Raw genomic sequence first — 22,565 nt, forward strand, 5'->3', positions numbered from 1 at the left:
CGACGCTTCGGGATCAATCGATCAGCGAAAATGAAAAGGGGAGGCCGGTTGTCCCGCCTCCCCTGGAGCCATCTGGCGCTCCGCCGGTTCGTCAGGACCCGGCGGACGCGAATTGTTCCACCGTATGTTACTCAGCAGCTTCGGCGAGTACCGGGCGTACCGAGATGAACGTGCGGTTGGCACGGTCATGGAACTCGACGACGCCCTCGATTTTGGCGAACAGGGTATGGTCGGTGCCCATGCCGACGTTGAGGCCGGGATGCCAGGTCGTGCCGCGCTGACGCGCAATGATGTTGCCCGGAATCACGCGCTCGCCGCCGAACGCCTTGATGCCGAGGCGCTTGCCCTTGGAGTCGCGTCCGTTGCGGGATGAACCGCCTGCCTTTTTATGAGCCATCGCTCGTCTCCGATCTCGAGATCACCATTAGCGCGATTCCGCTAAGGGATCATTCACAATTGCGGGGCGCGGACGAAAAATCCGCGCGATGAAGGTTTGAAGCCGATGCAGCGCGCCAAGCGCGCCTGCATGTTACTCCGCGGCTTCGGCCGCCGGGGCTTCCGCCTTGGCCTTCTTCGGGCGCGGGCCCTTGGTCGGCTTGGCGTTGTCGGTCAGGATCTCCGAGACGCGGATCAGGGTCAGCTCGTCCCGGTAGCCGCGCTTGCGGCGGGAATTCTTGCGGCGGCGCTTCTTGAACGCGATGACCTTGGGGCCACGCTTGTGGTCCAGCACCTCGACGGCCACGGACGCGCCGGCCACCGCCGGAATGCCCAGTACCGGGGTGTCGCCACCGACCACCAGCACCTCGTTCAGCTGCACGATCGTGCCGGGTTCACCGTCGATCTTGCCAATCTCGAGCACATCATCCGGGGCGACGCGGTATTGCTTGCCGCCGGTCTTGATGACTGCGAACATCGTTCTCATCCTTCGTGTTCGATCCCGGCCTCGGTGCGCTGACGCCCCGGGTCGGCTTCTTGTTCAGTCGTTATGGTTCATGTGATCCGGCCCGATCGGGGCCGGCAGTCGCGCCCGAGGCGCAAGACCTCAAAAATGGGCGCAACGACAATCGGCGCGAGAAGCTCGCGCCGGTCGATCGGGCGCTTATAGCCGCCTGCAAGCCTGAGTCAAGGTGAACGAGCGTCCGAAACCATCGGTTTCGTCCGCCGTTGTCGTTCACACAAGGCAACAGGGCAGGGACCATATGGCCGACGACGTCATGACCACCACGGGCATCGCCCGTCACGGCGCCGCGCGGCTGCCGTCGGTCGAGATCGACAGCTTCAATATCGAAATCAAGGACGAGGACGGCTTCCTCGGCGACCGCGCCTCCAAGGGCGCCTTCCGCAAGATCCTGGAGCGCTGGCGCAAGCCGTTGCGCAAATCCGGCAAGGACCCGTTCGGCGACGAGGACAGCGAGACCATCAGCAAGAAGGCGCTGGACGCGATCCTGGTCGGCGACGACACCGAGGCCTCGGCCGTGGTGCATTCGGCGATCGAGGAGTTCGCCCAGGAGCTCGCCCATGTCACGAGGCGCTTCCTGCGCACCAAGGCCTGGGCCAAGACTGAATGCATCGTGGTCGGCGGCGGCTTCCGCGATTCCCGGCTCGGAGAACTGGCGATCGCCCGCACCGAGATCATCCTCAAGGACGAGGGCTTTGGCGTCGAGCTGGAGCCGATCCGCTACCACCCCGATGATGCCGGCCTGATCGGCGCGCTGCATCTGGCGCCGTCCTGGATCTTCGAGGCCCATGACAGCATCCTCGCCGTCGACATCGGCGGCACCAACATCCGCTGCGGCGTGGTCGAGACCGCCTGGAAGAAGACGCCGGACCTGTCGAAAGCCTCGGTCTGGAAGTCCGAGCTGTGGCGCCATGCCGACGACGAGCCCACGCGCGAGGGCGCGGTGAAGCGGCTCGCCAAGATGCTGAAGGGCCTGATCGAGGAGGCCGACGCCGAGGGGCTCAAGCTGGCGCCGTTCATCGGCATCGCCTGCCCCGGCGTCATCAACGAGGATGGTTCGATCGAGAAGGGCGCGCAGAACCTGCCGGGCAATTGGGAGAGCAGCAAGTTCAACCTGCCGGCCAGCCTGGTCGAGGCGATCCCGATGATCGGCGACCACGACACCGCGGTGCTGATGCACAATGACGGCGTCGTCCAGGGCCTGTCCGAGGTGCCGTTCATGCAGGAGTTCGGGCGCTGGGGCGTCCTGACCATCGGCACCGGCCTCGGCAACGCCCGCTTCACCAACCGCCGCAAGGAGAACGGGCGAAAGGACAAGGACGACAAGTCCGAGGACAAGAAGTCGGACGACAAGAAAGCCGCGAAGAAGAAGAAGGACTAGCGCGCGATCCGCCCAGCCCCTGGCTGGTGCAGCATATTGCGCAACATGGGTTCCGCGGCAGCCGCCGCGGCGCCTCACGGCGCACGGAAAAGTATCGTGCCACCAATCAGATAGCCGGGCGGGGCCGGTAACCTTGACTGGTTAGGTTAAGGAACGGTTTGCGTTGCGGTGCACGCTATCATGCTCCAGGGTCCGCCCGTCGCTCAGGCCGGCCGGATTGACCCCCGTCTCTTCCGTCGGTTTCCCCAAGATGCAGCGACACGGGACCGCCGATATGTGTCAGCGTACGGCGGTCCCACCCGTCTTGGCGGGGCGCCATGCCGCCCGGGCCGTAGCTCGCGCGCCGCATGACACAGCCACCGCATTTCGGTGGGAAATATCGCAATCCCCGCCTTGTCACCCCCGCCGCCGTGCCCTAGAACGGCGCCCGACCCGGGGGCTTCGCCCCTGATTTGCGCCTGGAGAGGTGGCAGAGTGGTTGAATGCACCGCACTCGAAATGCGGCATAGGTGCAAGCCTATCGGGGGTTCGAATCCCTCCCTCTCCGCCACTTAGCGCTGTCCGCCGCCGCCAAGGTCGCCGAGCTGCTCGACCGAAATATATTTGTGGCTTTACGACCTCGAGTTCAACGCTGCACCGACAGGGCCCGGCCATGCTTCAGGCCTCGCTGGTCGACTCCAACAAGCTCGATCTAAAGTTGCGATCTGCGCGCAGCGCGAGCCGGATGGTGTCGGCTACCGTTTATCAGGCTGGCGGGTCGTTCGCGACGCAGGCCTTCGATACGGGTATCGACGACGCGGCGACGCCAGCCAAGCAGAAGCACGGCCGACGGTAACCCTCGCGCAGATGGCGCAGAGACGTCGCCCACGGCTAGGTCTCGTATCATCTGCAATTTGCCACCGTCTGCAGACGAGCTAATCTCGCCTGCATGAGCTACTGCGTGTTCATGCACCGGACCGATTCGATCTACGATGACAGCCCGGCGGAGCAGTACCAATTTCCAAAGCAGTACCTGGCGCGCGCCCAGGGTAGTATCGGAGATTGGATCGTCTACCTTGAGCCCACGAAGGTCCAGGGGACGCGCGGCTACTTTGGGATCGCCCGCGTTGAGCGGATCATTCCTGATCCCAAGGCGCCCGGTATGTATCTCGCCCTAATTCAGCCGGGCTCATATCTCGAGTTTGTCAGCCCGGTTTCCTTCAGCGAGGCGAACAGTCCTATCGAACGCGGCCTGCTCAATGAGCACGGCAAGCTCTCCGGGCGGGCGCAGGCTGCCGTGCGCCCGATCTCGCCGTCGGATTTTCAAAGTATCATCGAGCGTGGCTTGGATGATCGCGGCGCCATACTGCCGCGGAATCCCGATACCGATAGCCCGGCCGGATTCGAGGAAGACCAGCCGCCACTTGTGTCCGAACAGCTGCGCGATCGCATTCAACGCCTGACTTCGCGTGTCGTGCGCGATCGCCTGTTCCGCAAGATCGTGCTTCGGGCCTACGGCGAGCGTTGTGCGATGACCGGGCTGAAGCTGATCAACGGCGGCGGCCGCGCCGAAGTCAATGCGGCTCATATTCGCCCTGTCGAGGCGAATGGCCCTGATCTCGTAACCAACGGCCTGGCACTTTCGGGCACAGTGCACTGGATGTTTGACCGAGGTTTGGTCAGCCTAGGGGACGATCTCGCCATACTGATATCGAGGCACGTCAACGACGTTGATCGCATCCGAGGATTCATCAATGCATCAGGTTTCGCGTTCGCTCCAGAGCGCGGCGGAGACCGACCACATCCGCATTTTCTGCGTTGGCATCGCGAGAACTGTTTCAAGAACTGACATCTGAAGATCGACTGATCCTCACAGCAAGGTCGCCCTCAAACGGCCGGAGGCGGTCGTCTGGCCCCACTGCGAATTCGCTAAAAAGAAAATGACTTGCCATTTTTCAGAAAGTATGTTTATCTCTCCCCATCCCGGTCTGCGAGAGGGGCGCTTCGCGATCGTCACGAGACGTGGGGCCGGTGATGCGGTGGCTGTGAGTTTGCTGCAGCGGGTGTGATGCTCGCCGACGAACGGCAGGCTTGCGGACGTGAAGACGCGTGGTCCTGGCGCCCCGACGCTGGCGCTAAGCCTTCTGGTCATGATGATCCGGGAGGCGACGGTGGCTACCAAGCCGGACACCGGGGAGATCGCGACATAAGCGTGAAAACCATCGCGCGGGGAATGCCGGGTGATCTCGGCTGAACCTGTGGTGACTGCCGCCTGCTTTTTTTGCTGCAGGCGGGCCATGGGTTGCGGCCAGCGCCCGGCATTCCCCGCGCCCTCTCATCTTCCGAGGGCGGAACGACCGGCACAACTCGGACGCCATGGCGCCGCGGGACCGCAGCTCTGCGGGCCACTCCCCAGGCATCACGCCGGATTGGAGAACTGGAAGCAGCTTTCGCTCGTTTTCTCTCCATGCACTGCCGCTCGTCCTGGAGTTTCACCTGATGAGTTCGACCTCCGACCGCCCGTTGCCCCGCTTCGCCGCCGTGCCGTCGTCGCGGCCGGGGCGGCTGTTGCGGCTTGGTGGGATCGCCGCAGGAATCGCGGGTGGCGTGGTGACGGATGGCTTGCGGCAGCTCGCGCAGGGGCGGCGTCCCGGGCTGCCGGAGCTGCTGCTGGCGCCGGCGCAGGCGATGCGGCTCGCCAGCGGGCTGGCCGGGCTGCGCGGCGCGGCGATGAAGCTCGGGCAGATGCTGTCGCTGGATCCAGGCCTGGTGCTGCCGAAGGAGGCCGCGGCGCTGCTGGCGCAACTGCAGGAGGCGGCGCCGCCGATGCCGCCGCCGCAGCTCGAGCGCGTGCTGGCGCGGGCCTGGGGCGCCGGCTGGCGCGCGCGCTTCAAAACCTTCGAGATGCGGCCGTTCGCGGCGGCCTCGATCGGCCAGATGCATCGCGCCGAGACGCTGGACGGCCAGCGCCTCGCCATCAAGGTGCAGTATCCCGGCGTGCGCGCCAGCATCGACAGCGACGTCGACAACATCGCCGCGCTGCTGCGCCTGCCCGGCCTGCTGCCGCGCGAGATGGACATCTCGCCGCTGCTGTCCGCCGCCAAGGCGCAGCTGCATGCAGAGGCGGATTATGCCGCGGAGGCCGCGCAGCTCAGCGCGTTCGGCGATTTTTTGCGTAACGATCCGCGCTTCGTGGTGCCGACGCCGGTAACGGCGCTGTCGACGCCGGAGGTGCTGGCGATGGCGTTCGTCGACAGCCGGCCGATCGCCTCGCTCGCGACGGCGGAGCCCACGCGGCGCGACGCCGCGATGACGGCGCTGATCGAGCTCACTTTGCGCGAGCTGTTCGTGTTCGGCGCGATGCAGACCGATCCCAATCCCGGCAATTTCCGCGTCACGCCGGACGGCGGACGCATCGTGCTGTTGGACTTCGGCGCTGTCAGGCCGATCGCGCCAGAGCTGCAGGCCGCGTTCCGCGCGCTGCTGGCGGCCGGGCTCGACGCCGACCGCGCGGCGAGCCGCACCGCGATGCAGACCATCGGCTATTTCGACGCGGCGACGGCGCCGCGCCACCAGGACGCCATCGTGGAGATGTTCCTGCGCGCGATGGCGCCGCTGCGCCAGCGCGGGCCGTATGATTTCGCGCGCCAGGACCTGCTGGCGGAGCTGCGCGACCGCGGCCTTGCGCTCGGCCTCGACCGCGACCTCATGCATGTGCCGCCGGCGGACACGCTGTTCCTCCACCGCAAGATCGGCGGGCTCTATCTGCTGGCGACGCAGTTGCGCGCGAAAGTGGATTGCGCGGCCTGCGTCGCGCCCTACCGGGCATGACGGCGGGGCGGCAAGCCGTGGCGCCGGCCTCGATCGCGACATGCGCCACGTGCAACGCAAGGCAAGGGACGCGCTTGAATCCGGAGAGCCGCCCTGCAACAACCAGTCTCCTCCTTCTCTCCGCCAGTCCCGCGCGCGTCGGTCCGGCGATTCTCGGATATGACCGGTGACGTCAACCTTCGATCCCATCGCCCTCGATAAGCTCAAGGCGCGTATTCAGGCGCTGCGCGCGAAAACCATCGCCAATGGCTGCACCGAGGACGAGGCATTGTCGGCCGCCGCCAAGGTCGCCGAGTTGCTCGACCGCCACGATCTGTCGCTGTCCGACATCGAGCTCAGGGCCTCGCAATGCGAGCGCAAGGTCTATGAGACCCATCGCAAGAAGCGCATCCCGCTCGACGATTGCATCGGCGCGATCGCGCTGTTCTGCGACTGCCGGGTCTGGCGCGAGAAGAACGCCGCCGGCGAGGCCGCTTACGTGTTCTTCGGCCTGCCCGCGGACATCGAGGTCGCGCATTATCTCGCCGAGCTGATCGACGGCGCGGTGCGCGCCGAGCTCGGCCGCTACAAGACCTCGACGGACTATGCCCGTTTCCGGCACCAGGACCGGCATCTCGCCAACGCGTCGTTCGCGCTCGGCATGATCACCTCGATCGGCGACCGGCTGGTCGCGATGAAGAAGAGCCGCGACCAGGCCAACGAAACCACCGGCCGCGGTCTGGTCGTGCTCAAGACGTCGGTGGTCGACGCCGAATTTGGCAAGCTCGACCTGAAGCTGCGGTCCGCGCGCAGCGCGAGCCGGATGGTGTCGATGGACGCGTACGAGGCCGGCGGCGCCGCCGGCGCGACGCTAGCCATCAATCCGGGAGTCGATCACGCGCAGCCAGCCGGCAAGGCGAAGCGAGGTTGATGGGGCCTCGCGCGATGCGGCGCCATGGAGTTGGCGCGCACCGCGCCGCCTCAATTCTTCGTGCCGGCCCCTTTCAGCGCCGTCCACGCGGCCTGGTTGGCTTGGTCGAAGGCCTTGCGGGATTCGCCGAGCGCGGCGCTGAGCACCGACCAGGACGCGCTGCCCGTCTGCTTCAGCGTGTCGAGATGGGCGCCGGCCGCCGCGGCGTCGGTCTTGAGCTGCTTCAGCACGGCATCGAGATCGGTCGTGCCGATCGCCGCGGCCTTGGTCGCGGCCTCGCGCAACCGCTCGGCCGAGTCGCTCCAGGCCTTGGCCTGCGCGGCCGCGATGTCCTTGAACGTCGCCTGATATTGTTCGGCCTGCTGTCCGGCGCCGTCGAAATAGGCCTTCATCTGCGCCTCGAAGCCGGCCCAGTGGGCATCGAGCTCGGTCTTCGCGCCGGCCAGTGCGGCTTCGCCGGCCTCCGCATGGGTCTTCAGCAGGGCTTCGAGATCGCTGCGGCGCTTCTTGAGGTCGGCGAGCAGGTCATCCGCCTTGACCTTGGCGGCCGCCTCGGCCTGCGGGGCGCTCACCGCAAGCGAGGCCAGCGCTGCATCCATCTCGTGGAGACGCTCGCGCGCCCAGTTCAGGGTGAGGTTCAGGGTGGTTTGTTCCGGCATCTCGCTCTCCCTCGATGGTCTAACGCCGAGCCTAGGGAAACGTTACCGTATCGTTTTGATATGCATCAAAGCAGCGCGGTCCAGGCGTTCACGTCTTCGTGCCCCACGGATGCGCCATCGCCGTCCGCCGATGCGTCTCCGCGGTGAAATGGCCCTGGCTCGCGCAGGCCGACCAATGCCATCATCGCTCGACGCCCGTGTCACGAGGACAGTCGCAATGACCGGCTCCGAGTTCCGCACCCTTGCTCTGTCGTTCGCCGGCACGACAGCCGCGCCGCATTTCGAGCGCACGGCGTTCAAGCTGCACCGGACGTTCGCCACGCTCGCCGCCGATGGCGCGTCCGCCAATGTGCTGCTGACGCCGGACGAGCAGGAGCATTATGCCGGCCTGCAGCCGGGAGTGTTCCGCCGCGTGCCGAACAAGTGGGGCGACCAGGGCTGGACCACGGTGACGCTGGCGGAAGCCGATGCCGGTCTGCTGCGGACCGTGCTCGACAGCGCGTGGCGCGCGGCACATCCGCCGCAGCGGTCGCGATCCAGAAAGACGCGCTGACTGCGCCGGTCGAAAAAAATCGTCCCTGTCGCGAATCCCTTGCGCCGTTCGCCGCCTCTTATGCGCCGAGACATCGGTCTCGATCACAGCGGAGGGATTGTCATGGCATGGGTTCGCAGGAATTTGGCACGGCCGCATCGATGGGCCCGGCTCGCCCTCGGGCTCGGCGCGGCCGCGGTGGCGGTCACGGCCCTGAGCGGAGCGGCGGCCTGGCTGGCGGCGGCGGGTGGCGTCGCCTTCGCGCTGTCAGGGGCGGTCGGCTATTGTCCGGTCTGCGCCGTCACCGGCATCGGCACGGAGACTGCGAGAGGCGGCCGGTCATGAGCGCGATGCCGATCACCGATGAGACCACCTTCGAGGCCGCCCGGCTCGGCGATCGTGACGCCATGGTGCGCCTGCTGACGCTGACGCAGCCGGACATCCGCCGCTATGCCCGGGCGTCGTGCCGGAGCTCGGCCGATTCCGAGGACGCCGCCCAGCAGGCGCTGTGGCTGCTGTCGCGGCATATCGGCCGCATTCGCGCGGTCGCGGCGCTGTCGTCATGGCTCTATCGCGTGGTCCGCCGTGAATGCATGCGGCTGTCGCGGCAGTTTGGCCTGATCAACGATGCCGATGACGACGCCCTTGTTGCGCGTCTGGACGCGCAGCCGGAGGCCGAACTGCGGCTCGATCTCGCCGCCGCCTTCGAATCGCTGCCGCCGCATTATCGCGACGTGGTGCTGATGCGCGATCTCAAGGAAATGACGATCGACGAGATCGCGAGCCGTCTCGGCCTGTCCCGGCAGGCCACCAAGGCGCGCCTGCATCGCGCCCGCCAGTTGCTGCGCGAATATCTCGGAGGCTGATCATGACCGACTATCAGAAGCCGTCGGACATCCAGTCGGTGCCCCAACTGGTGGCGCTGGCACCGACCGAGGCCAAGGCGTTCCTGGCCTTCAATCACGCCTGCGAACGCGCCGACGGCGCCATTCCGCCGAAATATCGCGAGCTGATTTCGCTCGCGGTGGCGCTGACCACGCAATGCGCCTACTGCCTCGACGTGCACACCGCGGCGGCCGTCAAGGCGGGCGCCACGCGCGAGGAGTTGGCGGAGACCGCGATGATCGCGGCCGCCGTGCGCGCCGGCGGCACGCTGGCGCATGCGCTGCTCGCCCTGCGGCTGTTCGACGGGAACGCGCTCAAAGAGAAGGGCTGAGCGGTCTTGCCGTCGATCTCACACCCGCCGCCCCACCATCAGCAGGATGCCGCCGAGTTGCGGCAGCAGCGCCAGCAGAATCAGGCGCAGCATCGCGAAATCGTCCGCGGACGGCGTCAGCCGCCCTTGCGTGACCCACGCCACCAGCTTGATCGCAGCCTGGGTCTGCGGATCGGCGGTCTGGCTCACCGTGGCCATCGCCGCGTCCAGCGCCTGGCGGCGCTCCGCCACGGCGGCCTCGCGCTCGCGACAGAACTTGCCGACGCCGCCCTTGCACTCGCGGTCGCGCGCGGCCATCGCATCGTTCAGCGCGGTCTGCGCGGTCTGGATGGCCGGCGTCACGCGCGAGGCGCGCGCCAAGGTCACGTCGCTGATGTTGGTGGAGGCGAAGCCGATGCCCGCGGTCAGCGCGAACACGAAGGTCATCAGCCACACCGTCCAGCCGGCCAGCGCCGAGGCGCGGTGCCGCGCATGCCACAGCCGCGCGGTGCAGGTCGGCATCACCAGTGCGACGAGATCGGCGGTCACGCCGATCGCGAGAAACATGGTGCCAGCGGTGCTGTTCGACCCCAGCGAATGCGCGAACCAGCCGTTCATGGCCATGCCGACAGCCGCCAGCGCGAGCGCGGAAAGCTGCAGCAGCACCGAGGAGACGGTGAGGCGCGGGCGTTCGATCTTGGCCGGCGCGATGGGCGCGGTGGCTGGGACGATCTCGCCGTCGATCGGCGATGCCGTCTCGCGCGGCGCCACCGCGGCAGGCGGCACCGGCGCGGAGATCGCCGCGGCGGCGGCGCTGGCGGCGGCTTCCGTCCGTGGCGTCTCCGCGACAGCGGGCGTTCTTGCCGGCGCCTTCGCGGGCTCGTTCACGAGCTCCAGGAAGTCCGGCATGATCAACGTCTCGGACGCCAGCATCTCGTCGTCGAGCGCGGCTCTGATCTTATCGGATTTGTCGGCCTTCTCCGCCTTGGGGCGCGGCTTGACGGCCTTGGGACGCTTCGGGCGCGGCTTGGCGGTCTTCGGCTCTCGCCAGGGAATGATCGACGCGACGGACTCTTCAGCCATCGGGGCTGCTCCAGCGGTTGGCGATGGGCACGAGTCTGCGTTTGCACGCAACGCTCATCGCGCCGGCATCGGGGCACATCAAATCGGGAGGTGAGCAGCGGCCCGAGAAAGGCGAGCCCAGTTTCTTGCGGCCTGGCTGGCGTCGCGCGAAGAAATCGTTGGCGTCTCACGCGCCCGCACCGCCGATGATGCGGTGGGCTGCGGTCGCAGGCGCCACGTAATGAGGCGGCGCCCGGAAAGTTTTGGTCGCGCGGGGCCGGGCAGGTCAGCCGTGCGCCCAACACCCTTGTTCTTAACCAATGGTTAACACGGATTCGCCGGTTTCGAAACCGCGTGGCGCGTGTAGGGCGAACAGCAGTTGTGAAGAGTGGCGACCTGCGTCTTTGGAGTCACAACCGGCAGCTGAGCAATCGCGTCGGGGTCCGGACTTACGCGCGCAAGCGGCAGTCGCGTGCGATCATCGAACGAAACGTCATGGCCGCGACCGATTAACGTCGTCCGAGGTCATCGCCGAGGCGTTGTGCTGGCTAGCGCGGGACAAGTATGGGTGTGCTGCCACTGAGGGAGTGACGTTCGTTGACGGTTGTCAGCACGAGTACGACGTTTGCAATGGCGAAGCTGACGCCGGCCCCGGCGACCTTCTTGAACTCCGGCAGCGGGATGGGTTGGGCGCGGTCGCCTGGGCCGATCCGGTAAAGGCCGTCATGGCCCACTGCGAGCAGATCCTCACCTTGACGCTGCAGCCCGAAGAAGGCGGTCGTGTGCTGCGGAATCGATCCGATCCGCCCATTCGTGTCTCTGACGATCTGCTCCGGGATTTGGCGTTCGTAGAGCAGCCGAACCTGGTCGTGGCAGACCTCCACGAGCTGTCCAGATGCGAACATGTGTATGAGGCCGATCGCGGCTGCGACACAGTCCGGCTTCCAGGGCACGGTGGCGATGCCATTCACAGGGGAGTCGAGCCGGCCGACATCGGACACCACACCGGTCGCGCGATCGATCCGCTGCAGGCCACCGCCAAACTCGCCCGCGTTGTAGCCGACGAAGACATATTCCGGCGTGACCAGGACGGCCTCGACCGGCCAGTGCTTCAGCGGCTTCGCGCGGCCTGATCCGAGCTGGTAAAGGTAGGTCAGCGGAAAGGGAAAGGCCGCTTGGGCTTGCTGCTCGTCCAATGGCTTCGACGGATCGAACAGCGGCTGCGAGATGGCGGAGAACGGCAGGGTGAGAGCCGTCTCGGATTGTTGTCCGTCGGTGACAATCGATCAATCGACTGTCGGTTAGCACAATGTTTGAAGCCGCGGCCACCAGCGCATCTCCCCGCGACACGATTTCGGCAACAACCTGCCAATCGTTGTCGCTCCAGCGGCGCACCGTCCACCGTCCGTTCGGCACGAGTGGTGCGTAGGACGCCCAGGGGCAGGTCACGATCGCTGCCCGCCCATCCTGCACGAACAGCGTCATCACCCGATCCGGCGTCGCCACGTCAGTCCGCTGGCCGCCTTCCGCGATGCTTGACAGCCGGCCGCCACTGCTGAGCAGCCAGAGCCGTTCGTCGGCAAAGACGGCGCGCTGGATCCGCGCGTCCGGTTTGGCACGCGGCGGCTCCGTCGCCGAGCCATGACCGGCGTGGAGGGCGACCAGCGCAAGGGCTGCCGCGGCCCATCTGGTCACGATGCTGTTCAAGATGCGGGTCCCCAAGCTATTTGTTATTCTACGCCACATCCCCCGTCATTCCGGGGCAAGGCCGGTAGGCCTTGAACCCGGAATCCCGAGATTGGCTTGCGACCGTTCTCAACAATCTCGAGATTCCGGGTTCAATCGTCAATGCGCAGGCGCTTCGCGGCGCACCGACGATTGCCCCGGAATGACGGCCAAATTCGCAGCCGGTTCGCACCTCTGGAGATATTTGGTATCACGCGGCGCCATCTGTTGAGGGCAAAGCCGCCGGTGACGACTGCCGCCACCGATGCGTCGCCATCGGCCCTCGATTCTCATCGCGCCGCATCAGTGCTAGCCTCGCGCGATGCAATGCCCCTGCGGATCACCGCTTCCCTTCGATCGCTGCTGCGGTCCCTATCTGAATGGCGATGTCTCGCCGCCAACCGCTGAAGCCCTGATGCGCTCGCGCTACACGGCCTATACGCGCGGCGACATCGATTACATTGCTGCCACGCTCGCGGCCGACCGGCGCGGCGCCTTCGATGCCGCCGCCGCGAAGGGCTGGGCGACGCGCGCGACCTGGCTCGGGCTCCGCGTGGTCTCGACGGCGCGCGGGCAGGAGGGCGACGCCGACGGCGTCGTCAGCTTCGTTGCAACCTATCGCGAGGGCGGCAAGACGATCGAGCATCACGAGGTCTCGCAATTCCGTCGCGATGGTGACGGCGCCTGGCGCTTCGTCGAGGGCGAGACGCGGGCGGTGGTCAGCGAGCCGAAGCGGGCAGCTGCGCCGGCCAAGGTCGGACGCAACGAGCCATGTCCATGCGGCAGTGGGAAGAAATACAAATTCTGCTGCGGGCGTTGAGCTGCGCTGGGCGTTCGGTTCGGAACAGGCGAAATTTCACGTTGGCATGTTCAGAAGTTGCGGTTTGATCCCCGTATCTCGTTCTCGTGCCGAGGGGCCTGAGCGTCATCACGATACGCGGGGGCGGGGAGCGTGGCCGCGGCCTCTCCGGTGCGCTTGCGCATGACGGCCGGCAGTTCGCGGACGGTCAAGCCGTGTGGTCCTGGCGCCCTCGCATTTGCGAGCGCGAACGAGAAGCAAGAGATCGGGCCCGTCCGGTGCGGCATCGATGATGCCGGCTGCCCTGGTGTGGCCGGCTGATGTCTAATCATTTCGAATGTTTGTCCTGTTGCGGCGCCTCGTTGCGAACATCGTGGAGCACGTCTCCGCATCGCCTTGACTCCGCCCAACCGGGCTGGCCTAGAAGGACGTAGTTCCCAACGAGGATGGTATCAGGTGGCGGAGTTGGACGACGAAGTCATGCAGCACGCGAGACCGCCGGCTGCAGCAATCCAGACGCCGGCGCAACAGGCCTTGTCGCCGCGCAAGGCCGCCATCCTCGACCACGCCAACCGCTTCGCGGACGAGCGTGCGGGCTGGCGCGACAAGGCCGCGTTCTTCCACGGCGAGGACGAGTGCTATCTGCGTTTCCTGATCCCGCCGGGCAGCCGCGTGCTGGAGATCGGCTGCGGCCTCGGGGATACCCTGGCCGCGCTGGCGCCGTCCTATGGGGTCGGCATCGACTTCAGCGAGGCGCAGATCGCGATCGCGCGCGCCCGCCATCCCGATCTCACCTTCGTCGCCGGCGATGCCGAGGATCCGGCGACGCTCGCGGCCGTCACCGGCCCGTTCGATGCGATCCTGGTGCTCGACACCATCGGCTCGCTGGATGATTGCCAGCAGTTCATCGAACAGCTGCATCCGCTGTGCACGCGCGAGACCCGGCTCGTCATCGGCTATTTCTCGCACCTCTGGTATCCGCTGCTGAAGGCCGCGGAGGCGATGGGCTGGCGCATGCCGCAGCCGGAGCAGAACGTGCTGTCGCCGGCGGATCTGCGCAATCTTGCGGTCCTCGCCGACTTCGATCCGGTGAAATCGGAGCAGCGCGTGCTGTCGCCGCTGCGGCTCTATGGCGTCGGCCGCTTCGCCAACCGTTTCCTCAGCGTGCTGCCCGGCCTGCGGGCGCTGTCGCTGCGGCATTACCTCGTGGCGAGGTCGATGCGCGCCGTCGGCGACGACGTCCGCTCGGCCACCGTCGTGATCCCTGCGCGCAACGAGCGCGGCAACATCGAGCCGGCGGTGCAGCGCATCGCCGCGTTTTGCCAGGATATCGAGATCATCTTCATCGAGGGCCACAGCAGGGACGGCACCTATGAGGAGATGGAGCGGGTCCGCGCAGCGTTCCCGAATCACGACATCAAGCTGATGCGCCAGCCCGGCAAGGGCAAGGCGGATGCGGTGTTCACCGCGTTCGACGCCGCCCGCGGCGACGTGCTGATGATTCTCGATGCCGACCTCACGATGCCGCCGGAGCAGTTGCCGAAATTCTTCGAGGCGCTGCGCTCGGGCAAGGGCGAGTTCATCAACGGCTCGCGCCTGGTCTATCCGATGGACGAGGGCGCGATGCGCTTCCTCAACCTGATCGCCAACAAGACGTTCTCCTATCTGTTCTCCTGGCTGTTGAACCAGCGCTACACCGACACGCTGTGCGGCACCAAGGTGCTCCGTCGCAGCGACTATCTCAGGCTCAAGGCCGGCAAGGCCTATTTCGGCGATTTCGATCCGTTCGGCGACTTCGACCTGATCTTCGGCGCCTCGAAACTGAACCTCAAGACCATCGACCTGCCGATCCGATACGCCGCGCGCAGCTACGGCGAGACCCAGATCTCCCGCTTCCGCCACGGCTGGATGCTGTTGAAGATGGTCGTGTTCGCGTTCTTCAAGATCAAGGCGATCTGAGCATGGCGGGCGCGATGCGCGCGACACCGTCGCGGTTGGACGTGACATCGTGCGTCGTTCGCGGTGCGCTCGCTCGCCCCGGTTGTGCGATGTCGGCATGATCAAGAGCAAGGACGCGCTCGACCGCCTGACCCCGTTCGGCTGGCGCGGCGGCGTCGCGATCGTGCTGCTGATCTCCATCGTCTCGTTCGTCGCCGCCGGCTATTTCACCGTCTATTGGCGCAATGCCGACATGGACTTCATGGTGATCTACAACGCGCTCGCCATGAACGACGGCGGCGCGCAGGCGTTCTTCGATCACCCGGCCTACCTCACCATCCTCTCGGTCAAGGCCTGGTTCGCCGGTCTTCACCGTCTTGGCCTGCTCGACGCCTGGACCTTGTCGGCGATCCCGCCTGCGTCGGACCGCACTGCCTTCGATGCGGCGATGACATCCGCGGTCCATGCCGGGCGCGTCGCCGCGCTGCTCACCGCGAGCGGCATTCTCATCGCTTTCGCCGCTCTGGCGCGCCGTCTCGTGTCGGACTGGCGCATCGCCATGCTCGCCGTGACCGCCTTCGCATTCTCCGGCGGCGTGCAGATGCATCTGCGCATCCTGCGCAGCGAGATGATCGCGGCGTCGTTCTGCATCCTCGCTTTGATGCTGCTGATCATCGCCGCGCGCCGCGCCGGTCCCGCGCGCCCGCTCGTGGTCGGACTGGCCGCGCTGCTCTGCATGCTCGGGCTCACCAACAAGGTGCATGCGATCCTGCTCATCGCCGCGATCCCCGTTCTCTTGCTACCGTTCGGCTGCGAGACGAGTGCCAGCGTCGCGTTCTGGCGGACGTCGCGGGCCTGGGCGGCCGTGCTGGCCGCGGCCGTCTTGGCGATCATCGCGGCGGTCGCCGCATGGCCCCTGCTCGCCACCGGCCTTGCGCCGGCCAACGCCAGCGCCGCCGGACTGAAGCCGCTGCTGCTGGGACGTTTCGGCGTCTATCAGGTCGCTCTGCTCGGGGTCATCGCCGCCTGCATGGTGCTGTACGCCCGGCTGTGGCGCGTGAGCGCGGCCGAGACGATCGCCGCCCTGCTCATGACCGTGGCGGGCGCCAGCCTGGGCCTGCTGTCGCTCGATCTCAGCTACGACCTCAATGATGTCGTCGTGGTGCTCAATCCGCTGGAGAAGATGATCACCTATGTCGACGCGCCCGAGGCGGCCGGCAGCATCAGTGGCGCCATCGGCCTGCTGCTGTCCGGCGTGCTCGGCGTGATCAGGCGTTACACCTTCATCCTGCAATCGTCGGCCCGGCCCACCGTGTTCCTGACCTGGCTGATCATCCCCGGCATCGCCGTCGCTATCAGACGCGGCGAGCGGCAGACTGCGCTGCAGGCCACGCTGCTGATGCTCGCCGCGATCGGCATCGACACGCTCGGCGTCCGCCGCGGCCTGAAGGTCGAGTACTTCGTCTTCACCGATCCGCTGATCATCATCGCCGGCATGATCCTGCTCGATCGCCTGATCGACCTGCGCCTGTCCCGCTTCGCCTATCCGATCGGCGCCACGCTGTTGGTGCTGCATGTCGCCATCAGCCAGGCCGAGCCGGTCAAGATGGCGCTGAAGCGCCAGGGCCCCGAGACGATCTGCGAATGGAACGGCTACTATTTGCCGCGGCTGGCGCTGCCCTGGTGCGCGCCGAGCGGTCCGTCGAGGACCTGAACATGCGCCGGTGCGGTCAGCCCGATTGCGCCGATCGCGTCTTGCGCCGCAGCGGCTTGACCGGTGCGAAGATCGCCGCGAGATCCTCGCTCTCCGCGCTTTCGGTTGCGTCGAGCCGCAGCCGGCCCTCGACATGCAGGAAATGCTCGCGCGACACTGCGATGGCGCGCAAGAGGTCGCGGTCGCGTAGCGCCGCGACGATGGCGCCGTGCTCGTCGACCGCGCAGATCGACTGCGCCGCCGGCTCGTACACCGAGACCATCACCGAGGAGCGGCTGAGCAGATCGCCGAGCATGCGCGACAATTCGGGATTGCTGAGCGCATCGACCAGATGGACATGAAACGCGCCCGACAGCCGCACCGAGGCGGCGCGGTCGCCACGCTGGGCGGCGGCGCGCTCCTCGGCCAGATGCGCGTCGAGGCGGGCGAGCAGGAGATCGTCGATCCGCAGCACCAATTGGCTGAGCACACCGGCCTCGAGCACCCGATGCGCCTCATAGACCCGCCTGACATCCTCCAGTGTCGGCCGCGGCACCCGGGCGCCGCGGTTCGGGATCATCTCCAGCCGCCGCTCCGCGCCGAGCCGGTGCAGGACTTTCCGGATGCGCTCGCGCGACACGCCGAAGATCGACGCCAGCGGCGTCTCGGCGAGCTTGGTGCCGGCCTTCAGCTTGCCTTCCAGCAGCGCGCGCAGAATGGCCTGATACACCGCCTCGTCCTCGGCGGGATTGGCCTTTCCGATTCGCTGCGCTCCGATCGTCATGCGCCACTGCTAGGCCCAAAGGCGCGGCAGGTCATCTCCAAAAAATGTGCACATTCTGCCTCGCGCCGGGCAGCGCGGCGAATGGGGGAAGCACGCAAGCTTCTGACAAAACTGATAAATAAAAAATGTGCACATTTGGCACGGCGCTTGCTGATCTGCCGGTACAAGCCACGCGACAGCTCACACGGGATCTCCTCATGCATGCCTACTCCCGCCGCAGCCTTCTCAAGACCGGTGCGGCCTTCGCCGCCAGTTTCGCCGCGCCCGCGCTGGTGCGCGCCGCCCCGAAAGAGATCGTGATCGGCGGTCCCGCCGGCGCCGCCAAATATTTCAACGCCGATTTGTTTCCGGTGCTGGAGAAGAAGCTCGACTGCAAGGTGCTGTACGAGGGCACGAACTCGCTGACCAATCTGCAGAAGATGCAGGCCGACAAGGGGAGCCCGAAGATCTCGGTCGTGATCATGGACGATCCGGTGATGCTGCCCGCGGCGGCCGAAGGCCTGATCACCAAGATGTCGTCCTCATCAATTCCCAATCTCGGCAAGCTGGTCGGCGACGCCGTGCACCAGGACGGCATGTGGGCCAACTACCAGAAGCCGTGGGCCGGCATCGCTTACTCCACCAAGCGCGTGAAGACGCCGCCGGTGAGCTGGGCCGAGCTGTGGGACGCGAAATACGATTCCAAGATCGTGGTGCCGTCGCTGTCCAACACCGAAGGGTTCTGGACGTTGCTGGCGGCCGCGCATCTCGAGACCGGCAAGCCCTACAAGGAAGCGCAATACGACATCGACGCCGGCTTCAAGAAGATCAAGAGCCTGAAGGCCAATCTGCTGAACGTCTACACGAATGCGCCGCAGGCCATCAATCTCTTGGAGCAGGGCGAGGCCTGGATGATCGGCGGCCAGTTCTCGGCCTACACATTGATCCGGAAAGCGGACGGCTCGCCGGTCGATCTCGCGATCCCGAAGGACGGCGGCTTCTCGATGCCGTCGGGCATCGCCAAGGTGACGGGCGCGCCGGCCGGAGATCTCGCCGACGCCGTGATCGACTTCTATCTCAGCCCGGAAGCGCAGAGCATCCTGGCCAAGACGGCCTTCATCGCGCCGACCAACCAGGCGACGCCGCTTCCCGCCGGCTATCCCGATCCTGCGACGTTGTTTGCGCCCGACTGGGCCTTCATCGCCAAGAACCGCGCCGGCTGGGTCGACCGCTGGAGCAAGGAGATGACATGAGCGAGGCCGCGCCGCATCTCGTCATCAGCGCAGTCTCCAAGCGTTTCGGCGCCGCGACCGTGCTCGACCGCGTGGATCTCACGATCCGCCGCGGCGAGCTGGTCACGCTGCTCGGGCCCTCCGGCTGCGGCAAGACCACGCTGCTGCGCGCGATCGCCGGCCTCGCGCCGCCGGACGGCGGCACGATCGCGCTCGCCGGCCGCGACGTCACCCATGTGCCGCCGCACCGGCGCAATGTCGGCGTCGTGTTCCAGAGCTACGCGCTGTTTCCGCATCTCACTGTCGCCGGCAACGTCGCGTTCGGCCTGAAGGTGCGCGGCACGCCGAAGGCCGAGATCGGGCGCGCGGTCGAGAGGGCGCTTTCGCTGGTCAAGCTCGGCCATCTCGGCAGCCGCCGCATCTCGGCGCTGTCGGGCGGCCAGCAGCAGCGTGTCGCGCTGGCGCGCGCCATTGCGGTCGAGCCGGACGTGCTGCTGTTCGACGAGGCGCTGTCGGCGCTCGATCGCAAGCTGCGCGAGGAGATGCAGGTCGAGCTGCGCCGCCTGCTGCAGGAGGTGAAGGCGACCGCGATCTTCGTGACGCATGACCAGGACGAGGCGCTGACGATGTCGGACCGCGTCGCGGTCATGAACAAGGGCCGCATCGAGCAGCTCGCCGAGCCGCGCGAGCTGTATGCGCGACCGGCCAGCCTGTTCGCGCTGAACTTCGTCGGCCTGTCGACGCGCATCGCGGGACAGGTGGTTGGCGGTCAGGATGGCATGGTCGACGTCGTTACGCCTGTCGGCCGTCTCTCGGCGCGCGGCGCGTTCCAGCCGGGCGCGTCGGTGATCGTGGCGACACGGCCGGAGCAACTGCGTCTCGGTGCTGTCGATGGCGCGAACTCCGCGGCCGGCCGCGTGCGATCGGTCGTGTTCCAGGGCTCGCGGACTCTCGTCGATGTCGACGCCGGGGCCGGCGCGAGCCTGCTGGCCGAACTCTCCGGGCGCGAGGCGGAGCTGCCGCGCGTCCATGACGAGGTCCGCTTCGCCTGGCCGGTCGCCGAGACCTTCGCCTTCGCCGCGGAGGCATCGCCATGACCGACGCCGTGCTGCCGGCGCCCGTCGTCAAGCCCGCGCCGGATCGCGAGCGGCTCGCCGCGTTCGGCTTCGTCGCGCCTTCGGTGCTGATAACAGCGCTGGTCTTCGTGCTGCCGCTGGCGCTGCTGCTCGGCGTCAGCGTGCTCGACCCGAAGGGCGGCCTCACCGTTGCACATTATGTTCGGCTGCTCGGCACGCCCTATTATCTCGGCGTGATCTGGAACTCGCTGCGGCTCGGCCTGCTGACGACATTGATCGCCTTCCTCGTCTCCTATCCCGCGGCCTTCGCGCTCGCGCGTGCGCGCGGGCCGTTGCGCTCGATCCTGCTCGCCACTCTATTCCTGCCGCTTGCGGCCTCCGTCATCGTCAAGGCCTTCGCCTGGACCATCCTGCTGCGCAGCGATGGCCTGATCAACACCGTGCTGATCGCGCTCGGGATCATCGAGGATCCGATCCGGATGATCTTCACCCAGACCGCGCTCATCGTCGGCGCCGTCAACATCTTCCTGCCGTTCATGGTGCTGCCGATCTACGCCGTCGTGGCGCAGCTCGACGGCCGATATGCGGAGGCCGCGGCGACGCTCGGCGCCTCGCCGCTCGTCGTGTTTGTCCGTGTCATCCTGCCGCTGACACTGCCCGGCATCATCGCCGGCGTGGCGCTGGTGTTCTCGCTCTCGGTGTCCGCCTATGTCGTGCCGACGCTCTTGATCGGCGAGAAATACCCGACGCTCGCCACCACCATTGCGAAAGCCTATCTGCTGGCGCGCGAGCCCGGCTTCGGCGCCGCCGCTGGCGTCGTGCTGCTGGCGATCGCGGTGATCGTCGTGGCGCTCAGCACGATGCTGTCGCGGGAGCCGAAATGATGTCGCGGCTCGCCATCGTCGTCTGCTGGGTGCTCGCGATCGGGCTCGCGCTGTTTCTGCTGTTACCGCTGGTCGTGATCGCCGCCGCCTCGTTCTCGCCGACGCCGGTGTTCGACCTGCCGCTGTCAGGCGCATCGACGCGCTGGTATGGCCGCATCGGACGGCTCGACGGCTTCTGGCCGTCGCTGTGGCTGTCGCTGCAGATCGCGCTGCTGTCGACCGCGCTGTCGCTGGTCGCCGGCACGCTCGCCGCCATCGCGATCGCCCGCGGCAGGCTGCCGGGCGCGACCGCGCTCGGCACGCTCTTGGTGTCGCCGCTGATGATGCCCGGCCTCGTGCTCGGCATCGCACTGCTGCAATATTTCCGCATGATCGGCTTCACCGCGACCTGGAGCGCGCTGCTGGTGGCGCATCTCGTGGTGACCCTCCCTTACGTGGCGCGCACCATGATCGCCGGCCTGTCGCGCTTCGACTTCACCTTGATCGAGGCCGCGCGCACGCTCGGCTGCACCTATGCCGGCAGCGTGCTGCGCGTGATGGTGCCGGCGCTGGCGCCATCGTTCCTGATCTCGGGCCTGTTCAGCCTGCTGGCCTCGTTCGACAACTATCCGGTCTCGATCTTCCTCACCGATGTCCGCTCCAAGACGCTGCCGATCCGCATGCTGCAATATATCGAGGAGGCGCCCGATCCGACGCTCGCCGCGCTCTCCACCCTCATCTTGGCCGGCACGCTGGTGCTGCTGCTGATCAGCGATCGGCTGGTCGGCCTGCACCGCATGGCCGGAACCGCGGATTGATCCGATGACATCGCAACCCGCCTTCCGCCGTGATCTCACTGGGTACGCCGGCAAGCCGCCGCACCCGCACTGGCCGAACTCCGCCCGCGTCGCGGTATCGCTGGTGGTGAATTTCGAGGAGGGCTCGGAGTTCTCCATCTCCGACGGCGATGCCAGTAACGAGGCGATCTACGAGGTCGTGCACCGGCTCGACGGTCCCGATCCCTGCATCGACAGCCATTTCGAATACGGCACGCGCGCGGCGTGGTGGCGCATCATGGACCTGTTCGATGCTCATGGCGTCAAGGTCACCGTCAGCGCCTGCGGCCGCGCGGTGGAGCGCTCGCCGGATCTCGCGCGCGATGCGGTCGCGCGCGGCCACGAAGTGTCGGCGCATGGCTGGCGCTGGGAGAGCCATGCCGGCATGAGCGAGTCCGAGGAGCGGCGGGTGATCGCGCGCACCGTCGAGACCATCCAGCGCGTCGCTGGACAGCGGCCGCTCGGCTGGCACACGCGCTCGGCAAGCTCACCCAATACCCGCCGTCTGCTGGTCGAGGATGGCGGCTTCCTCTACGACAGCGATGCCTACAATGACGATCTGCCGTACTACGTCGACGTCGCCGGGCATCCGCATCTCGTGCTGCCCTATGCCTTCGACAGCAACGACATGCAGTTCTTCAACGGCTCGCGTTTCCGCGGCGCCGATTTCGCCGACTACGTCATCGACGCCTTCGACTGGCTGGCGCGCGAGGGCGTCAGCGCGCCGAAGATGCTGTCGATCGGGCTGCACCTGCGCATGATCGGCCGCCCCGGCCGCATCGGCGCGCTCGACCGCATCCTCGCGCACATCACCGGCAGCGGCGCCGCGTGGATCGCGCCGCGCGCCGACATCGCGCGGCACTGGCTGACGACGGTGCCGCCGGCGCGCTGACGCTCAGTCGTCCTCGGCGAGATCGTCCGGCGTCAGCGGCAGCTCGATGTCGCCGCCTTCGCCGGTGGCGAGGTCGCGCTCGTCCTCCGGCGGAAGCTCGCCCTCGGCTTCGTCGAGCGGCCAAAGGCCGCGGTCGTGTCCGTTGCGTGGCGTCATGGCAGATCCTCCCGGCGGGATAAGAGCTGCGGCGCGCATTGGTTCAGGCCGGCGCGTCCGTGCTGCGACGGTCTGGCGCAGACCG

At 67.0% G+C, this 22,565-nt stretch carries 25 protein-coding genes and 1 tRNA gene; 18 read left to right on the forward strand and 8 right to left on the reverse strand.

Translation table 11 applies throughout. The annotated features are described in order from the left end of the window. Window positions 1-127: 127 nt before the first annotated feature. Together rpmA and rplU are read right to left on the reverse strand one after the other, a co-directional pair. Window positions 128-397: a 50S ribosomal protein L27 gene (rpmA, locus tag ACQR0Z_RS32980; protein WP_009026714.1), complete on the reverse strand. Its 270-nt coding sequence runs from the start codon at window positions 395-397 to the stop codon at window positions 128-130. 132 nt (window positions 398-529) lie between these two features. Then, window positions 530-913, reverse strand: a complete 384-nt coding sequence (rplU, locus tag ACQR0Z_RS32985) for a 50S ribosomal protein L21 (protein ID WP_015663597.1) — start codon at window positions 911-913, stop codon at window positions 530-532. Window positions 914-1,199: 286 nt separating this feature from the next. Between rplU and ACQR0Z_RS32990 the strand changes: the two genes are divergently transcribed. From ACQR0Z_RS32990 to ACQR0Z_RS33005, 4 genes are all read left to right on the forward strand, one after another. Continuing rightward, window positions 1,200-2,339, forward strand: coding sequence for an ROK family protein (locus tag ACQR0Z_RS32990; RefSeq protein ID WP_434921406.1), 1,140 nt, complete (start codon window positions 1,200-1,202; stop codon window positions 2,337-2,339). A 460-nt stretch (window positions 2,340-2,799) separates the two neighbouring features. Beyond that, a tRNA-Ser gene (locus tag ACQR0Z_RS32995) sits at window positions 2,800-2,889 on the forward strand. A 102-nt stretch (window positions 2,890-2,991) separates the two neighbouring features. Further along, window positions 2,992-3,174, forward strand: a complete 183-nt coding sequence (locus ACQR0Z_RS33000; RefSeq protein ID WP_434921407.1) for a hypothetical protein — start codon at window positions 2,992-2,994, stop codon at window positions 3,172-3,174. Window positions 3,175-3,267: 93 nt separating this feature from the next. Next, window positions 3,268-4,167, forward strand: a complete 900-nt coding sequence (locus ACQR0Z_RS33005; protein WP_434921408.1) for an HNH endonuclease — start codon at window positions 3,268-3,270, stop codon at window positions 4,165-4,167. Window positions 4,168-4,188: 21 nt separating this feature from the next. On the opposite strand, the gene ACQR0Z_RS33010 is transcribed toward ACQR0Z_RS33005, so the two are convergent. Continuing rightward, complete coding sequence (locus ACQR0Z_RS33010; protein WP_434921409.1) at window positions 4,189-4,617, reverse strand: hypothetical protein; 429 nt, start codon at window positions 4,615-4,617, stop codon at window positions 4,189-4,191. A 200-nt stretch (window positions 4,618-4,817) separates the two neighbouring features. On the opposite strand from ACQR0Z_RS33010, the gene ACQR0Z_RS33015 reads away from it, so the two are divergent. Further along, window positions 4,818-6,149, forward strand: a complete 1,332-nt coding sequence (locus ACQR0Z_RS33015; RefSeq protein WP_434921410.1) for an ABC1 kinase family protein — start codon at window positions 4,818-4,820, stop codon at window positions 6,147-6,149. 166 nt (window positions 6,150-6,315) lie between these two features. Then, window positions 6,316-7,059, forward strand: a complete 744-nt coding sequence (locus ACQR0Z_RS33020) for a DUF7168 domain-containing protein (RefSeq protein WP_434921411.1) — start codon at window positions 6,316-6,318, stop codon at window positions 7,057-7,059. 50 nt (window positions 7,060-7,109) lie between these two features. Here the strand turns inward: ACQR0Z_RS33020 and ACQR0Z_RS33025 are convergent, their stop codons facing one another. Beyond that, the gene (locus ACQR0Z_RS33025) at window positions 7,110-7,718 is read right to left on the reverse strand and encodes a hypothetical protein (RefSeq protein ID WP_434921412.1); all 609 of its coding nucleotides are present in this window, start codon (window positions 7,716-7,718) and stop codon (window positions 7,110-7,112) included. A 217-nt stretch (window positions 7,719-7,935) separates the two neighbouring features. Between ACQR0Z_RS33025 and ACQR0Z_RS33030 the strand changes: the two genes are divergently transcribed. The 4 genes from ACQR0Z_RS33030 to ACQR0Z_RS33045 all read left to right on the forward strand — a co-directional run bounded on the left by ACQR0Z_RS33030 (window position 7,936) and on the right by ACQR0Z_RS33045 (window position 9,466). Beyond that, a complete protein-coding gene (locus ACQR0Z_RS33030) occupies window positions 7,936-8,271 on the forward strand; it encodes an MmcQ/YjbR family DNA-binding protein (RefSeq protein WP_434860341.1) in 336 nt (111 codons plus the stop codon). Between the two features lie 102 nt (window positions 8,272-8,373). Next, a complete protein-coding gene (locus tag ACQR0Z_RS33035) occupies window positions 8,374-8,595 on the forward strand; it encodes a YgaP-like transmembrane domain (protein WP_434921413.1) in 222 nt (73 codons plus the stop codon). Then, complete coding sequence (locus ACQR0Z_RS33040; RefSeq protein ID WP_434921414.1) at window positions 8,592-9,116, forward strand: RNA polymerase sigma factor; 525 nt, start codon at window positions 8,592-8,594, stop codon at window positions 9,114-9,116. The genes ACQR0Z_RS33035 and ACQR0Z_RS33040 overlap by 4 nt, the downstream gene beginning before the upstream one ends. Window positions 9,117-9,118: 2 nt before the next feature. Next, window positions 9,119-9,466: a carboxymuconolactone decarboxylase family protein gene (locus ACQR0Z_RS33045; RefSeq protein WP_434921415.1), complete on the forward strand. Its 348-nt coding sequence runs from the start codon at window positions 9,119-9,121 to the stop codon at window positions 9,464-9,466. Between the two features lie 18 nt (window positions 9,467-9,484). Here ACQR0Z_RS33045 and ACQR0Z_RS33050 read toward each other — a convergent pair whose 3' ends face one another. Both ACQR0Z_RS33050 and ACQR0Z_RS33055 read right to left on the reverse strand, forming a co-directional pair. Beyond that, on the reverse strand, window positions 9,485-10,528 hold the full coding sequence (locus ACQR0Z_RS33050; protein ID WP_434921416.1) for a hypothetical protein: 1,044 nt from the start codon (window positions 10,526-10,528) through the stop codon (window positions 9,485-9,487). 527 nt (window positions 10,529-11,055) lie between these two features. Continuing rightward, window positions 11,056-11,703 (reverse strand): hypothetical protein, encoded by a 648-nt coding sequence (locus ACQR0Z_RS33055; protein WP_434921417.1) that lies wholly within the window; start codon window positions 11,701-11,703, stop codon window positions 11,056-11,058. A gap of 851 nt (window positions 11,704-12,554) precedes the next feature. On the opposite strand from ACQR0Z_RS33055, the gene ACQR0Z_RS33060 reads away from it, so the two are divergent. The 3 genes from ACQR0Z_RS33060 (at window position 12,555) to ACQR0Z_RS33070 (ending at window position 16,683) form a co-directional block, all read left to right on the forward strand. After that, on the forward strand, window positions 12,555-13,052 hold the full coding sequence (locus ACQR0Z_RS33060; RefSeq protein ID WP_434921418.1) for a YchJ family protein: 498 nt from the start codon (window positions 12,555-12,557) through the stop codon (window positions 13,050-13,052). 435 nt (window positions 13,053-13,487) lie between these two features. After that, a complete protein-coding gene (locus ACQR0Z_RS33065) occupies window positions 13,488-14,990 on the forward strand; it encodes a glycosyltransferase (RefSeq protein WP_434921419.1) in 1,503 nt (500 codons plus the stop codon). Window positions 14,991-15,087: 97 nt separating this feature from the next. Next, window positions 15,088-16,683 carry a hypothetical protein gene (locus tag ACQR0Z_RS33070; protein ID WP_434921420.1) on the forward strand — a complete coding sequence of 532 codons (1,596 nt, stop codon included), beginning with the start codon at window positions 15,088-15,090 and terminating at the stop codon, window positions 16,681-16,683. A 16-nt stretch (window positions 16,684-16,699) separates the two neighbouring features. On the opposite strand, the gene ACQR0Z_RS33075 is transcribed toward ACQR0Z_RS33070, so the two are convergent. Further along, window positions 16,700-17,446, reverse strand: coding sequence for a GntR family transcriptional regulator (locus ACQR0Z_RS33075; RefSeq protein WP_434921421.1), 747 nt, complete (start codon window positions 17,444-17,446; stop codon window positions 16,700-16,702). A gap of 197 nt (window positions 17,447-17,643) precedes the next feature. Between ACQR0Z_RS33075 and ACQR0Z_RS33080 the strand changes: the two genes are divergently transcribed. From ACQR0Z_RS33080 to ACQR0Z_RS33100, 5 genes are read left to right on the forward strand one after another with little or no spacing between them, the layout of a single operon-like run. After that, window positions 17,644-18,678 (forward strand): extracellular solute-binding protein, encoded by a 1,035-nt coding sequence (locus ACQR0Z_RS33080; protein WP_434921422.1) that lies wholly within the window; start codon window positions 17,644-17,646, stop codon window positions 18,676-18,678. Further along, window positions 18,675-19,754 (forward strand): ABC transporter ATP-binding protein, encoded by a 1,080-nt coding sequence (locus ACQR0Z_RS33085; RefSeq protein ID WP_434921423.1) that lies wholly within the window; start codon window positions 18,675-18,677, stop codon window positions 19,752-19,754. The genes ACQR0Z_RS33080 and ACQR0Z_RS33085 overlap by 4 nt, the downstream gene beginning before the upstream one ends. Continuing rightward, entirely contained in the window at window positions 19,751-20,617 is an 867-nt protein-coding gene (locus ACQR0Z_RS33090) for an ABC transporter permease (RefSeq protein ID WP_434921424.1), read from the forward strand. Before ACQR0Z_RS33085 ends, ACQR0Z_RS33090 begins: the two co-directional genes overlap by 4 nt. After that, window positions 20,614-21,414, forward strand: coding sequence for an ABC transporter permease (locus ACQR0Z_RS33095; protein WP_434921425.1), 801 nt, complete (start codon window positions 20,614-20,616; stop codon window positions 21,412-21,414). Before ACQR0Z_RS33090 ends, ACQR0Z_RS33095 begins: the two co-directional genes overlap by 4 nt. A 4-nt stretch (window positions 21,415-21,418) precedes the next feature. Then, the gene (locus ACQR0Z_RS33100; protein ID WP_434921426.1) at window positions 21,419-22,324 is read left to right on the forward strand and encodes a polysaccharide deacetylase family protein; all 906 of its coding nucleotides are present in this window, start codon (window positions 21,419-21,421) and stop codon (window positions 22,322-22,324) included. A 3-nt stretch (window positions 22,325-22,327) separates the two neighbouring features. On the opposite strand, the gene ACQR0Z_RS33105 is transcribed toward ACQR0Z_RS33100, so the two are convergent. Beyond that, window positions 22,328-22,480, reverse strand: a complete 153-nt coding sequence (locus tag ACQR0Z_RS33105) for a hypothetical protein (RefSeq protein ID WP_434921427.1) — start codon at window positions 22,478-22,480, stop codon at window positions 22,328-22,330. Window positions 22,481-22,565 lie beyond the last annotated feature (85 nt).

It is taken from the genome of Bradyrhizobium sp. HKCCYLS3077, assembly GCF_051167555.1.
Taxonomy (GTDB): Bacteria; Pseudomonadota; Alphaproteobacteria; order Rhizobiales; family Xanthobacteraceae; genus Bradyrhizobium.

Coding starts and splice junctions, on each gene's coding strand:
- rpmA (WP_009026714.1), bottom strand. CDS start 397: ATGGCTCATAAAAAGGCAGGCGGTTCATCCCGCAACGGACGCGACTCC.
- rplU (WP_015663597.1), bottom strand. CDS start 913: ATGTTCGCAGTCATCAAGACCGGCGGCAAGCAATACCGCGTCGCCCCG.
- ACQR0Z_RS32990 (WP_434921406.1), top strand. CDS start 1,200: ATGGCCGACGACGTCATGACCACCACGGGCATCGCCCGTCACGGCGCC.
- ACQR0Z_RS33000 (WP_434921407.1), top strand. CDS start 2,992: ATGCTTCAGGCCTCGCTGGTCGACTCCAACAAGCTCGATCTAAAGTTG.
- ACQR0Z_RS33005 (WP_434921408.1), top strand. CDS start 3,268: ATGAGCTACTGCGTGTTCATGCACCGGACCGATTCGATCTACGATGAC.
- ACQR0Z_RS33010 (WP_434921409.1), bottom strand. CDS start 4,617: ATGGCCCGCCTGCAGCAAAAAAAGCAGGCGGCAGTCACCACAGGTTCA.
- ACQR0Z_RS33015 (WP_434921410.1), top strand. CDS start 4,818: ATGAGTTCGACCTCCGACCGCCCGTTGCCCCGCTTCGCCGCCGTGCCG.
- ACQR0Z_RS33025 (WP_434921412.1), bottom strand. CDS start 7,718: ATGCCGGAACAAACCACCCTGAACCTCACCCTGAACTGGGCGCGCGAG.
- ACQR0Z_RS33030 (WP_434860341.1), top strand. CDS start 7,936: ATGACCGGCTCCGAGTTCCGCACCCTTGCTCTGTCGTTCGCCGGCACG.
- ACQR0Z_RS33035 (WP_434921413.1), top strand. CDS start 8,374: ATGGCATGGGTTCGCAGGAATTTGGCACGGCCGCATCGATGGGCCCGG.
- ACQR0Z_RS33040 (WP_434921414.1), top strand. CDS start 8,592: ATGAGCGCGATGCCGATCACCGATGAGACCACCTTCGAGGCCGCCCGG.
- ACQR0Z_RS33045 (WP_434921415.1), top strand. CDS start 9,119: ATGACCGACTATCAGAAGCCGTCGGACATCCAGTCGGTGCCCCAACTG.
- ACQR0Z_RS33050 (WP_434921416.1), bottom strand. CDS start 10,528: ATGGCTGAAGAGTCCGTCGCGTCGATCATTCCCTGGCGAGAGCCGAAG.
- ACQR0Z_RS33060 (WP_434921418.1), top strand. CDS start 12,555: ATGCAATGCCCCTGCGGATCACCGCTTCCCTTCGATCGCTGCTGCGGT.
- ACQR0Z_RS33070 (WP_434921420.1), top strand. CDS start 15,088: ATGATCAAGAGCAAGGACGCGCTCGACCGCCTGACCCCGTTCGGCTGG.
- ACQR0Z_RS33075 (WP_434921421.1), bottom strand. CDS start 17,446: ATGACGATCGGAGCGCAGCGAATCGGAAAGGCCAATCCCGCCGAGGAC.
- ACQR0Z_RS33080 (WP_434921422.1), top strand. CDS start 17,644: ATGCATGCCTACTCCCGCCGCAGCCTTCTCAAGACCGGTGCGGCCTTC.
- ACQR0Z_RS33085 (WP_434921423.1), top strand. CDS start 18,675: ATGAGCGAGGCCGCGCCGCATCTCGTCATCAGCGCAGTCTCCAAGCGT.
- ACQR0Z_RS33090 (WP_434921424.1), top strand. CDS start 19,751: ATGACCGACGCCGTGCTGCCGGCGCCCGTCGTCAAGCCCGCGCCGGAT.
- ACQR0Z_RS33095 (WP_434921425.1), top strand. CDS start 20,614: ATGATGTCGCGGCTCGCCATCGTCGTCTGCTGGGTGCTCGCGATCGGG.
- ACQR0Z_RS33100 (WP_434921426.1), top strand. CDS start 21,419: ATGACATCGCAACCCGCCTTCCGCCGTGATCTCACTGGGTACGCCGGC.
- ACQR0Z_RS33105 (WP_434921427.1), bottom strand. CDS start 22,480: ATGACGCCACGCAACGGACACGACCGCGGCCTTTGGCCGCTCGACGAA.